The sequence below is a fragment of the Cupriavidus basilensis genome, from assembly GCF_008801925.2.
Taxonomy (GTDB): Bacteria; Pseudomonadota; Gammaproteobacteria; order Burkholderiales; family Burkholderiaceae; genus Cupriavidus; species Cupriavidus basilensis.
Genome location: NZ_CP062803.1, coordinates 3138585 through 3151423, shown reverse-complemented (window position 1 = coordinate 3151423; position 12839 = coordinate 3138585). Strand labels below are relative to the sequence as shown.

At 61.4% G+C, this 12839-nt stretch carries 11 protein-coding genes; 6 read left to right on the top strand and 5 right to left on the bottom strand.

The window, feature by feature from the left end; translation table 11 throughout:
• Window positions 1-183: 183 nt before the first annotated feature.
• The 4 genes from F7R26_RS14540 to F7R26_RS14530 form a co-directional block, all read right to left on the bottom strand.
• A complete protein-coding gene (locus tag F7R26_RS14540) occupies window positions 184-960 on the bottom strand; it encodes an HNH endonuclease (RefSeq protein WP_193692080.1) in 777 nt (258 codons plus the stop codon).
• Between the two features lie 212 nt (window positions 961-1172).
• Entirely contained in the window at window positions 1173-3218 is a 2046-nt protein-coding gene (locus F7R26_RS14535) for an AAA family ATPase (RefSeq protein WP_206702492.1), read from the bottom strand.
• A 363-nt stretch (window positions 3219-3581) separates the two neighbouring features.
• The gene (locus F7R26_RS40790) at window positions 3582-3806 is read right to left on the bottom strand and encodes a hypothetical protein (protein WP_206702491.1); all 225 of its coding nucleotides are present in this window, start codon (window positions 3804-3806) and stop codon (window positions 3582-3584) included.
• Between the two features lie 206 nt (window positions 3807-4012).
• On the bottom strand, window positions 4013-5383 hold the full coding sequence (locus F7R26_RS14530; protein ID WP_150986382.1) for an RES family NAD+ phosphorylase: 1371 nt from the start codon (window positions 5381-5383) through the stop codon (window positions 4013-4015).
• A gap of 668 nt (window positions 5384-6051) precedes the next feature.
• On the opposite strand from F7R26_RS14530, the gene F7R26_RS14525 reads away from it, so the two are divergent.
• The 5 genes from F7R26_RS14525 (at window position 6052) to F7R26_RS14505 (ending at window position 11431) form a co-directional block, all read left to right on the top strand.
• Complete coding sequence (locus F7R26_RS14525) at window positions 6052-6879, top strand: DUF932 domain-containing protein (RefSeq protein ID WP_150986381.1); 828 nt, start codon at window positions 6052-6054, stop codon at window positions 6877-6879.
• A 65-nt stretch (window positions 6880-6944) separates the two neighbouring features.
• Window positions 6945-8996, top strand: coding sequence for a ParB N-terminal domain-containing protein (locus F7R26_RS14520; RefSeq protein ID WP_150986380.1), 2052 nt, complete (start codon window positions 6945-6947; stop codon window positions 8994-8996).
• 62 nt (window positions 8997-9058) lie between these two features.
• A complete protein-coding gene (locus F7R26_RS14515) occupies window positions 9059-9268 on the top strand; it encodes a hypothetical protein (protein ID WP_150986379.1) in 210 nt (69 codons plus the stop codon).
• A 224-nt stretch (window positions 9269-9492) separates the two neighbouring features.
• Window positions 9493-10308: a hypothetical protein gene (locus F7R26_RS14510; RefSeq protein ID WP_150986378.1), complete on the top strand. Its 816-nt coding sequence runs from the start codon at window positions 9493-9495 to the stop codon at window positions 10306-10308.
• Window positions 10309-11116: 808 nt separating this feature from the next.
• Window positions 11117-11431 carry a DUF736 domain-containing protein gene (locus F7R26_RS14505; protein ID WP_150986377.1) on the top strand — a complete coding sequence of 105 codons (315 nt, stop codon included), beginning with the start codon at window positions 11117-11119 and terminating at the stop codon, window positions 11429-11431.
• Between the two features lie 354 nt (window positions 11432-11785).
• Here the strand turns inward: F7R26_RS14505 and F7R26_RS14500 are convergent, their stop codons facing one another.
• A complete protein-coding gene (locus F7R26_RS14500) occupies window positions 11786-12079 on the bottom strand; it encodes a helix-turn-helix domain-containing protein (protein ID WP_150986376.1) in 294 nt (97 codons plus the stop codon).
• Between the two features lie 248 nt (window positions 12080-12327).
• Here F7R26_RS14500 and F7R26_RS14495 point away from each other — a divergent pair, with 248 nt between their 5' ends.
• Window positions 12328-12639: a DUF2958 domain-containing protein gene (locus F7R26_RS14495; RefSeq protein ID WP_193692079.1), complete on the top strand. Its 312-nt coding sequence runs from the start codon at window positions 12328-12330 to the stop codon at window positions 12637-12639.
• Window positions 12640-12839 lie beyond the last annotated feature (200 nt).

Below are 12839 nucleotides of genomic sequence, written 5' to 3'. Positions count from 1 at the left end.
TCCGAGGCCGCGTCTGGCCCCGTCTTGTGGACGGCAAGTTCGTAGCCAACTTGAACCGGAACGACCTCTCCTTTGACTACCTCACGCCCGGTTAGATCCAGCACCCGAACCTTGGATGGCCCATACCGTGCCGGGTCTGGTGAACCCGGTGTCGGAAAGGAAGAATTGAAACTGGCTGACCGTTCAGGGCGAGGTCGTGTTTTCCGACGGTAACTGCACTTGGAATACCTCGTTCCCGTAGGCCAGTACCAAGAACATGTAGGGATAGTTCGCGACGTGAGCTTTTCGCCGCAGGACAAATGCGGCGATCAAATCGTTCGGCATTGGCCCTGGCTGAAATGTACGAATGATCGGGCACTGATCCGCAAATCGACGACTGTGGTCGGTTGACCTCACCCAACTCATCAAGTGCGGGAAGTTTCCGACTTCTTCGTCGGGGAGCAATGTCAGGCCAATCTTCATGAACGCCTTGAGCACTGCGACCGGCGTATAGGAATCGCGCTTGAGCTGAAAGGTGATCCGCTGGTTCGCTTCGTCTATCTGGTAAAGCGGGTCATCCTCATACGAGGTGATATTGAAGCCCGCAGCGCCGTACTCGATTCGCCAGCCTTTCCCGTCGCCGCCTTTCTTCAAGGTCGGCACGCCAGTTTTTCCACGAATGCGTGCGAAGGTACGTGTTGGCTTCGACCAGTTGCCTAGATCGTTCTCGATGCCGCGTCCAAACCCTTCATTGCAGTCGTCGCACTCATACGCGCTCTCTATGCTCTTGTTGCCGAGTGCTTCCGGTATCGCATGAGCGACCTTGCGGAAGGTCACCTCGGGCGGCTTCCTACCGCAAAACCTGCAAGTGCGATTCTGCCTGTCGCCGAGGACAACCTTATCTCCTGGGCGCAGGAACCATTGCCGCAGCATGTCGTAGTGCGTTTCGTAGAACTTGATATTGGCTTCGAGAGAGGTCATGAAGCTTTCGTTTTGAGATGATGGTTGAGCGCCTATGCGCGCGATACACGGCATGCAGGCCGGATTGTCGTTTGATCCGGCCCTTGGGCGTCGCAAAACGCCCAAGCGCACTGCGGCCGACGTGTCGGCGACGCTGTGTGATGACTTGAGCACCGAATGGGAAAGGTTGATGCTGCGAGTCTCCGAAACTCGATGAAAGTACCTTGAGCCGTCTACGGCGCTGCGGCAAGTGACGCGACGGCAGGTCCGGCCTTACGCTTCTTGGCCGTGTTCACGTTGCGTGTCTCGACCTGTCCGCGCCAAGTCTCCAGCGCCATGATGTCGGCGAGCAGTTCATCGGGTTCTGGGACGGCGACACCACCCATGAGTGCCTTATCGTGCGCGTAGTTCGAGCACTTTGTCATGCCCGCGTTCACTTGCGCGTAGTCATCATCCTCAACTACAACACCGGCCAGCCGCTGCGTCTCGACACCTTTGCGGAAGCGAAGGATGACCTCTCGCAGTAGTACTTCCTCGACGGCACGTTCCCATGCCATGCGCAAGCGGAAATAGGCATCGACGGTCTGCCGTCTGTGTTCTTGCTCTTCGCCGTCCTTGTGGAGTTTGGCGATGGCTTGATGCTGGGCTTTCAGGGCGCTGACGCGCTTGCTCGCGGTCTTTCCCTCGAATGGTAGATCGGGGTCTGCAACCCCGAAGCCCTCTGTGCGGCGGGTCAGACTTTGGGTTGCGATAGGGACACCCGCCAACTTCGCTTCTTCGACCAACAGGCACAGGAAGTAGATGTCATGGGTAAATACCGCAACCTGCCGCCGCGCTGCCTCTGCAGTCAGGCGCTTTGCCACACGTTCACGCCGACGGTGATCGAGAGATGACACCGGATCATCGAACACGATGCCGCCCTGCCCCCCATTTAGGCCGACCTCGGCAAGGAAGGAACCGATCGCGATCGCGCGCTGCTCGCCCTCGCTCAAGATCTCGCCCGGACTGCGGCTTTGTGGTAGTTCCAGCTTGAGCTTGTGCAGGGCTTTACCTCTATCCGACCGGCTCTGCAGCGAAACGCGCAACGTGCCGACACCGAGCGCCTTGAATTCGCGGTTCAGGGCGTCGGCCAGTTCCTTCGACACAACCTTCTCCGCCAGTTCCGACGCCTTTAACGAGATGGCGTTGGTCTTCACGGCAGACAGGCACTTCGTGAGCTTGGCCTGGTGGGCGAGTCGATTGACGGCGGTGACGACAGCATCCTTGATCTGACTCAGTCTTACCCGTGCATCCAGTTCCAGGAACTGCTTCTGCAGGGTCGCACGGGCCTTTTCGTCCGAGGCCTTCTCCAAGGTCACCGCTTCGGCATTCAACTTGTCAGCCAAAGCCTGAAGGCGCTCGGTCGGATTGACCAGAGGTTGACTGACGTCGTCCCACTGATGCGAGATCACTGCCGCTTTGATGGCCACCTGACGGGCGGCCAGGAGCGGCTCGAAAGCCTTGGCATCGGCGGCCAGTTGCGGGTCCAAGGCCTCGATTTCTCCATATGTCACGTCGTCGAGATTCAGCGTGAGAACCTGCGCAGCGAACGGCTTGTATTCCGCGTACAGGGCAACACGGCGTGCCTGGGATGTCTTCTCCGCTTCCTGTTGAATAAAGGCTTCGAAGCGCAGCAAGCGGTCGGAGCCTTCGGCAAGGGGTTGTTGGCAGAGCGGGCAAGGTGCGTCCGCGCCCAGCGCGGGGAACGATTTTTCTGGGTGGGACTCGATGGCGAACTTACGCGCTGCCTCGAATAGTTCACGCCATGTCTCGCCGCCAGTAGCCGGCAGCAGGTTCTCACCTTCCTTGAACTGCTTCGCGGCGAGGGCGGCTGCAGTCTGCGCCGTGCGATAGCTGTCTGCCAGACCTTTCAGCTTGGCGACGACAGCTTGATCCACCTGTGCGCCTTTGCTGGCCGCATTCGCTGCGATAGCTGTGATACGGCGAGCGCGCAAGCGCAGTTGCGCAGCCTTCTCCTTCGGGTTGTTCTCCTTTAGGCTCTTGTCCAGAGACGCATGCTGGGTCAGTTCCTCTGGGGTCACCGTTGCTAGCGCTTCAATCTGGGCAAGGGCCGTCTTGGCGGAAAGCGAGGCGACTAACTTGCCGACGGGTGTGTCGCCTTGCAAGGGCGCAAAGGCGGACAGATCAGCGGCGGATTGGGTGTATTCGGTTTCGATCGCCGTCTTCAACTGCTTGCAGACTTTGGCCAGCCCTTCGAATACATCGAGCCCGTAGGGCACATAGGAGAAATCGTCCTCTCTGTCGAGGTAGGCGCGAGCGCAACGCGAGTCAAAATCGCAAATGACGAAAGCGCAGCAGGAGCCGCTTTGCCGTGGAGCCAGTGTGCATCTTGCGCAACTCCGTCGATTGCGATTTCGAATGTGGCTTCCGGAGTCCCGGCTTTGCCTGCAGGCAAGTTGGCGTTCGGATGAATAGCCTCCGTCTGATCGCGCGCACGACATGCGCGCTTGAGCACACGGGAGTACCCCGATTTGCCTGAACCGTTATCGCCATAGATGACGGTCATTCCAGAGGCGCCGAAGGGCAGACGCTGGTTCTCCGCAATCGCGTTGACGTGCCGCATGCTCTTGATGGCTCGCAGCTCAACGTGAGTTGCCGCGGACCGGAGCGGGAATCTGATCTGCCGTCAGCGGCTTGGGCTTGCGGTCTTTGGGATCTGTGATGCCATGTGCCGCCTTGAGTAGCGCGAAGAGGTCATCCTGATCCTCTATCGTGAGCGTTTGCTTGGCCAGCAGGCGGGCCACCGCATCGCTCTGCCACTCAGGCAACCCCTTCGTCCAGTCCAGTATCTCCTGCAATATCGACATAGGCCCCTCCCGCCGTCGTGTCATTTATCGTCCAGAAGCTCTCCCGATTCGCCGTACAGGCCATGGGAGCGCTGTTGCAAACGGAAACATTATGACCCCCCAGGGTTTCGCTGCAAGGCTCGCGCACAGTGCCTGGCGTTTCGCACCAAACCGCCACCACGCGGCATTGCCTTCTCATGCATTTGGTAGCGAGGAAACCCTTCGCCCTAAGTCCGCTCAGATACGTCCATCAATTGCACCTCCGATTTCCGTATGTCATAGCTGATGCCTTTGATTTCGCAGATGACTATGGACTGGGGGACAAGCTCCAACGTCGAATCGGTTTTTTCCAAGAAATCCCATTCATCGTTGAGCGATGCGGGATCTTCTTTGTACCAAACCTGTGGATGAAACCATTGATCACCCTCATCATCCGTTTCGTATAGATAGGCATTTAACTCGCGCCCATGTCTCTTGAAAAATCTCTTTACGAACGATGCCTTGTTGAATAGCGTGACGTTGAGCGGGCGCCTGTTTTCGGATGCTGGCACCTGCGCAGAGCGGAAGATTAATCCATCCAAATTGAGCTTCGCATGGGTGGCGAGATAGTCGGATATCACTTGTGTCAACAGATAGCCATCCTCACTGTGCTCAGGGAGGACGGGCTTGGTGAGTACTCTTTCGAGTTGAGAAAGGAACTTCTGTCGTCGCGCGATTTCCAGTGATGACGCATCGAACATGCTGCGATTTATGACAGATGGAATTTGCGGCAGGCGTGTCAAATCCAGCAATCGTATTGAACGAAGAATTTTGAATTCTGCAACCGCAACGCGGCTTCCAACGGGAGGCCGTACCTCGGCAATCGCGACATCTGGCGAATTGGCGCCGTAGAACATCGAGATGCCTCTGGCGTTCATGCGTCCCGCACCGCCAACACCCGAAGGGGGGGGCCCCAGTTGAGCGTCTGGGTCTTCCAGCGCCTTCTCCAAGGCATCGTCGTTCTGAAAAACACGTGCGCGGAAAAGAGTTCCCAGTTCATGACCGGGGCCGACCTCGACAATCAAAGGCTCGCCCGAGGCAGTGACATCTTTGTCTACCTTGTCGAAGACCATCTGGAGCACTTCGAGTGCGTCTGGGTTAACAAACCTAGTGCGTGTCCGAAGACTTTCCTGCATGTCATGCCATCGGCGATGAAGCCAGTGGTCTGCTACGCCAGTTTTAATGAATAAGGCGTCCGCCTCTGGTGCCTGGCCATCGTATGCATCGCGTTCCCAGATGGCCCACACGATTTCGAATAAATCGTCGGAAAGCGCATGGGATGCGGGTTCTACTTCTTGCTGAATGATCTCCTGGAGTTCATCCCCGAGAGACGGATACCCATGATCCTCACGAAGAATATTGTCGGCAACTTGATAGTTGTCCTGGAACTCGTGGTCAAAAATCTGTGCGATTTCATCTAGCCCCAAGGTCGGTGCGTTCCGTCCGCAATAGTCACACGCTACATCGGTCGTTTCGCTGGCACTTATCTTCTGGCTTAGGAACTTATTGCCGATGCATGTGCCACAGACTGCCTTTTCATCTAGATCGACTCCGCTCAAGATACTGCTCCATTATTTTTGAGTTGCTTTGTCCCCGGCGCCACACTGCACAAGCAGACGAAATCCTGCTAGGCAGGCGCCATGTCCCGGCCCTTTTCATGGGCGTGCCATCGCTAGATTAGCGTAACGACCAGTTACCAAGTTCGGCGCTCATGCTTTGTCGGTTGTGGATGCAGGGCGTCCCCGGCCAAGAAACATGGCCGGTCGCGCTGTCGTGCTGCGCATCGAGCCGCCTGCAGCGTCTCGCCCCATGCGGGCTTCCATCGTTCCCTCGCTCCGCTCGGCTGACGCCTCCGGCCCGGCTTCCAGCTTCGGGCCTGCGCGCTTGCGCTTGCCGTGCGGTCGGCACACAGGGAGGGCCGTTGCCATGTCCAGCCGTCTTCCTGACTCCATCACCTTGTCAGCGACCGTAGCCCGCTCCCGTAGGCCGTCAAGGCGCGCAGGGCCGTGTCCTCGGCTGCGCCTGCGGGCCGCACCCACCCTGCGCTTGTTTCCTTGACGGCCCCCGTCCGCGCGCTCCTTTGGCCGCGGGCGATGAACTCAGGAAAGACGGTGGCAACAGGGCCAACCGGGTTCCTCGTGCCGACCGCACCGAACAGCCGAAAGGCTGGGCTCCGAATCTAGGAATCCGGTGTGCGGTTTTCTTCAACAGCCTCAGGAGAAAGACCATGCAACTCGCATCCCGCTTCGCTCACCACTCCCCCGCATTGCGCAGCGAAACCCCGCTGTCCGATGACCAGATTCGCAGGGTGGCCCCGTCCATCTTCGCGGACGCTCCGCATGAGAGCCGTTCCGAGCGGTACAGCTACATCCCCACCGCCGCCGTGTTGACCGAGCTTCGCAAGGAGGGTTTCCAGCCCTTCATGGTGTGCCAAACCCGCGTGCGCAACGAAGGCCGGCGCGAGCACACCAAACACATGCTGCGCCTGCGCCACTCCAACCAGATCAACGCCCGCGAAGCCAATGAAATCATCCTGCTGAACTCGCACGACGGCACGAGCAGCTATCAATTACTGGGTGGCATGTTCCGCTTCGTTTGCAGCAATGGCCTTGTCTGCGGCGACACCATGGGCGATGTGCGCGTGCCCCACAAAGGCGACGTGGCCGGGCATGTCATCGAGGGCGCCTATCAGGTGCTAGGTGGCTTCGAGCATGCGCAGGAATCGCGCGAATCCATGCAGGCCATCACGCTGGATGCAGGGGAATCGGAAGTGTTCGCCCGCGCTGCGCTGGCCCTCAAGTACGACGACCCGACCAAGCCCGCGCCCATCACGGAATCGCAAATCCTGATGCCGCGCCGGTTCGATGACCGCCGCCCCGACCTGTGGAGCGTGTTCAACCGCACGCAGGAGAACTTGACCAAGGGCGGATTGGCTGGCCGCGCCGCCAATGGCCGCAGGCAGCGGACCCGGCCCGTGCAGGGCATCGATTCCGATGTGCGCCTGAACCGCGCCCTGTGGCTGCTGGCCGATGGCATGCGTCAGCTCAAGGCCTGAACCGTTCCCCCGCCGGAGGGGCGGTTCCCCTCCATTCCCTTGTTTCACTCGATTGGAGATTCACCATGAACGCCGTTACCTACACCGAAGCCCAAGCCCTCGACACCCGCGCCAACGTGCTGCAAGCCGCCGACCCGAGCAAGCCCATGATTCTGGTTCCCCTGTCGCGGCTGGTGCTGCGCCCCACGGGCCGCAACGTGCGCAAGACCCCGCGCATGTCCATTCCCGAACTGGCCGCGAGCATCCAGCGCGTGGGCTTGCTGCAAAACCTGATCGTGATTCCCGCTGCCGATGGCGAGCATTACGAGGTGGTGGCCGGTGGTCGCCGCCTTGCGGCCCTCAAGCTGCTGGCGAAGAAACACCGCATCGCCAAGGATTGGCAGGTGCCTTGCCTGCAAGTGGCCGATGGCACGGCCCGTACCGCGAGCCTCACCGAGAACGTGCAGCGCGAAGCCATGCATCCGGCAGACCAGTTTGAAGCGTTTGCGGCATTGGTGGCCGAAGGCCGCCCCATCGAAGACATTGCAGCGGATTTTTCCGTCACGCCGCTGGTGGTGCAGCGCCGCTTGAAGCTGGCGAACGTCTCGCCGCGCCTGATGGCGAACTACAGGGCCGATGCCGTGACGCTCGATCAGTTGATGGCGCTCTCCATCACCGACGATCACGCCGCGCAGGAGCGTGCGTTCTACGATGCGCCGCTGTGGCAACGCAGCCCCTCCGCGCTGCGCGAACGCCTGACCGAGCGCGAGATTGACGCCTACCGCCATCCGCTCGTGCGCTTCGTGGGGCTGGATGCCTACGAGCAGGCAGGCGGCGGAGTTCGCCGTGACCTGTTCGCGGAGGATGACGCGGGCGTGTACCTGAGCGACGCCGCCTTGCTGGAACGGCTGGCGCAAGACAAGCTGGCAGGCATCGCCGCCGAGGTGAAGGCCGAGGGCTGGGCTTGGGCCGATGCCACGCCCGGCATGACCCATGCCGACCTGCACGCCTTTCAGCGTGCGCCGAGGGAGCGGCGCGCACCCAACAAGCGCGAAGCACAGCGCATCGAGAAGCTGCAAGAGAAAATGCGCGCCATTGGCGAAGCCGTGGACGCCGCGATGGATGCCGAGGACGAGGAGAAGGCCGACGCCTTGCAGGAGGAAGGCGAAGCCCTGGGCGAGCAGTTGCAGGCGCTGGAAGAAGGCTTGCGGGGATACGGCGCGAACGTGAAGGCCGCAGCCGGTGCCATTGTGACCATCGACCGCAACGGCGAAGTCGTGATTCATCGCGGGCTGCTGCGCGAGGCCGAAGCTAAGGCGCTGCGCACGCTCGAAAAGCTGCGCCAAGGCTTCAGCGACCCGGACGCCGCGAACGATGACGAAGGCGAGGAAGACGAAGCGCCCAAGACAGCAGCGATTTCCGACCGACTGGCTCAGCGCCTGAGCGCCCATCGCACGGCTGCACTGCAAATCGAGGTAGCCCGGCATCCACAGGTGGCGCTGGCCGCGCTGGTGCATGGCATGGTGCAGACCGTCTTGCAGGGCCGCTACTACGGTCATGATCTACCGCTGGGCGTGCGCCTGACGGTGCAAGACCGGCTGGAAGGCATGGCCCCGGACTGGCCCGATTCACCCGCCGCCGTGGCGCTGCGCGAATTGCAGCAGGCGTGGGGCGGCAAGCTGCCCGACGACAGCGCCGAACTGTTCGCCGCGCTGCTGGCGATGGAGCAAGGCGAACTGGTCAAGCTGCTGGCCGTGTGCGTGGCTTCGACCGTGGACGTGGTGACGCCGCGTGCCACGGTACAGCAGCCGGGCGCGGAACTGGTGCAGGCTGTGGGCCTCGACATGGCCGCATGGTGGAGGCCGACCGCAGAAGGCTACTTCAAGCACGTTCCGAAGGCAGCGATTCTGCAAGCCGTGGGCGAGTTGGTGCCCGAGAGCGTCAACCGGCTGGCGAAGCTCAAGAAGGCCGACATCGCCAGCGAGGCCGAGCGGCTGGCGGATGGCACGGGCTGGATGCCTGCGATCTTCAAGGCCGAAGGCCCACAGGAGGCAATGCAGGAAGAAGGCCCGGAGCAGGACGCACCGGCAGATGCCGAGGCCGTGGCGGATGAACCCGCCGAGGCGCTGGCCGCTTGACCCACGCCGAAGGCAAGCGCCCCGGCCTTGACCGGGGCGCTTCGCTGGAAGGAGAACAACCCATGACCCGCACCACGACCAGCCGCCCACACATGGCGGCGACCTACGCCCCCGGCACGGTTCGCGCCCGCCGCTGGCACGGCGAGAGCGACGTGCGCGGCTATCGCCCGCCCTCGGGTTGGATGGCCTGCGCCGACCTCACCGACATTCACCCCATCACGGGCCGCGCCTTGCCGCGTGCCGTGTGGTGGATCATCGAGACAAAGGAATAACCGCGATCAGCACCGCGCCCAGGCCGTTCCGCCCTGGGCGCGGTGGACGCAAATCCGGGCGCGGCAGTGGCCGCGCCCGGTGTTGAAGGCCAACAGCCCAATCAGAACACCGCCGCCTGATCTGTCGCTCAGACGACCTGTTAACGGCATCGTGCGATGCCTTCCTTGCCTCCCGGCAAACAGCGAGTGCTATTAAAGTGAAGTGATACGGGAGGCAATATCTGATGAGAAAACAACATCGTCCACACGGCAAGGCCCCTACTGCATGGGAAGCCGACATTCTCAAAATCCGGGCTTTTGAGATGGTGCTGATCCTTTTCTATATGGAGGATCTGCGACGCTTCATCATGGGTTCCATCGAGGCCACCGACAAACTGCATGGGGTGAATCGGCTGAGTGACGGCAAACCCAAAACCAAGGAAGGCAAGAAACTGGAGTTTGCCCGTGCCGTGTTGGTATCCGATGGGGTCATTAACCAGGCCGAGAGCGATGAACTCAAAGAACTGGTGGACTATCGCAACATCATTGGGCACACGATCCATGATCTGACCGTGGATGTGGGTGCCTATTCCGATCTGACAAGGCATCACCCCGAAACCTTCAAGCCGATGCCTTTGTATGACTACACGGCTGCCAAGCGGGCCAAGGTGCTCAGCGAGAAAGTGAGTAAGGGCATGATGAAGAAGTTCATGATGATGGCCTCGCTCGACTTCTTGGCCTTTGAAGCGGCGGAGAAGACCTATATTGCGGAAATTGAGCGACTGAAGGAGCGGGTCAACAAGGGCATTGAGAAGGCCAACAAGGTGATCGTCGAGACGAACCGCGTCATCCAGGCTATTCCGAAGTCGGTCATGGAATCGGCCCAACCTGGCCACCCGAGGAACATCAAGGAAAGCGGCGCCCTGAGCAAGCGCGGAGCGGAGTGCGTTTTCCAGCTCTTTGAAGCCCATGTCACCCCATTGGCTGTGGCTTACCTGATGAGGATTTCGCATCGTTCGGCCGCGCATTGGTTTGCCAAGTGGCAGGCCAGCAAGGCATAGACGTTTTCCGTCTGCGCTGTTCGGCTGAATACGCTGGGCGTGTCGGCGCAAGCGCCGCCGGGCTTTCGGGCTGCGCCCCGTGCCGTCTTTGTCGTCACGGCCTTCGGCTTTAATCCCTCACGCCTTCGCGCCTGCGGCGCTGCGCACTATGTTTGCCTCCAGGGGAAAGCCCTGCGGGCTATCCCCGCCGCGCAGGGCTTGGCGCCCCTTGATACCGCCAACCCGGCTGCGCCGCATCGGCCCGGCCAGCGCCCCGCCGTGTGGGCAGCGCGCTGGCGAACACGCTGGCGCTTGCTGCGGCAGGTTGTGCGGATGCGTGCCGTCCTCGACGCTGGCGGTCCCTGCCCATCACGTCTCGAAGGACGGTTTACGGACAACCCGCACGGCATCGCTATGGAGCTTCCACGCCACGCCTCAAGACCGGCGCCGCAGGGCGCGGCGGAGGCGTTCTTGTCTGTCGTTGGGTGGTTGCCCTGGCCCGCGTCAGGGGGCGAGCCAGTGCAGCCTTCGAGCGGGATGCCGAGTCTGCCCTGTCTCCTTTCGGAGGAGGTGGTTCGGCCCAAGGCGTCCTTGTGTTGTTGTGAATCCTGGCAGGGGCGCGGCTGCGCCTCGGGCTTCATGGCTGCAACCGTCCAGCGAAAACAATTTCCCTGCACTGCGTGCATTCCTCGCGGGACAAATTCTTTTCGCCTCCCGGCCCTCCACTGCGTTGCGGCCGCAAGCGGTGCAGCCCGCCCGTCCCCCGCCGGCCGGATCACAACAAGGACGCGATGGGCGCGAACCTTGTTCCACCAAAAGGAGATCCATCATGGCCAACATCGGCACCTTCACCGCAGACAAAGACGGCTACACCGGCACGCTTCGCACCCTGACGCTCAACGTCAAGGTCAAGCTGGTGCCCAACGACAAGGGCGACAGCGAGAAGGCCCCGGACTTCCGCCTGCAGGCCGCCAGTCACGACATCGGCGCGGCGTGGAAGAAGACTAGCGAGGCCGGGCGGGAGTACATCTCCGTGACCCTCGACGATCCTTCGTTCCCGGCCACGGTCTACGCCCGCCTGATCGAAGGCGAGAACGGCACGCACGACCTGATCTGGTCGCGCAGCAAGCCTCAGGCGGCGTGACCGCCACCAGCGCCCCGCCTACGTGGCGGGGCGCTGCTGCTTTCGTCGCACTGTATGGAGGCAGCACCATCACCAGGGCTCGTGTCGAGTTGCTTCCGTCTGCGTTGAGTCTGTGGCTGCAAGAATGGCCGGGCGTGTCGGTGCGGTGCACCGCCGGGCTTTTCGGGCCACGCCCCGTGCCGACTTCGCCGTCACGGCCGTCCGGCTCCAATCCCTCACGCCTTCGCGCCTACGGCGCTGCGCGCTTCACTTGCCCTCCGGGGATCGGCACAAGGCCCATCCCCGCCGCGTTGCACTTGGCGCCCCTTGAACACCGCCGAACCGGCGGCGCCGGATCGGCCGGGCCGACGCCCGTTACCGCACATCCTCTTTCTTCGTCACGGCTTTCAGCTCCTGCCGCACCTGCGCGAGAAGCTGCTCGGCCTGCTGTGCGTCGTCGCCAGCGTAGGCCAGCGTCAGTAGCGTGAGCGGATGGATTTCCATGACCTCGCACAGCTCGGCCAGCTTGTTCAGGGTGGGGCTTTTGCGATCGCGTTCCAGCGAACTCATATAGGTGCGGCTGGACACGTCGGAGAAGGCTTCCTGGCTCAGACCACGCGCCTTCCTGATGGTTTTCAACGCCTCTGACAATGTGTGCTTCGCCGCCACTCTTGGAACTCCCCAAAATCCAAGATGACATCCGATTGCGCCCTATAGGGCTACAATCTATAGTGTTCATTCAAACTGCCAGGCGCCTTTCTGCTTTTACGGAAACCCGTTTTTACGGATGCGGACAGAACCACAAAGCCGCATCCGTGCCTTGGCGTGAAGCCGCAAATGCGGCTTCACGCTTCAGCGGATTTGTTCAATAAGGGGCCGCCGATGAACCGACTCATCACCGAGGACGAGCGCAGGAGTTGCTGGCCCACGGCCAGGCCCGTGCCGACGGCGAGGCCATCGACCCGCTGCCCGTCGTGCGGCTGTTCACCCCGGATGCACACGCCATCTGGCTGCTGACCGCGCTCGATCCCGCTGATGCCGATACGGCCTATGGCCTGATCGACCTGGGGATCGGTATGCCCGAGCTGGGCCACATCAAGCTGTCCGACCTGGCTTCCATCGTGGGGCCGCGCAAGCAGCCTGTGAGGCGGGATCGGTATTTCCAGGCAGTTCGCCCGCTGTCGGAATATCTGCGGCAGGCCCAGGAGAACGGTTCCGTCCTTGATTGAACCGCCATGCTCCGGCCAAGCGAGGCGCATTGAGACTATTTCGATCTCATTCCAGACCTGTCGGGTCTGAATTCAGACCATTGCATCAATCCCAGGCGGGTATGACCCAATCAGTCACGATCCTTTTTACAGGTTCGGGCACGGTGTTTCTTGCCGCGTGCCCCATTCTGGTCAGGCGGCCGTCGTTTTCGGACGGGATT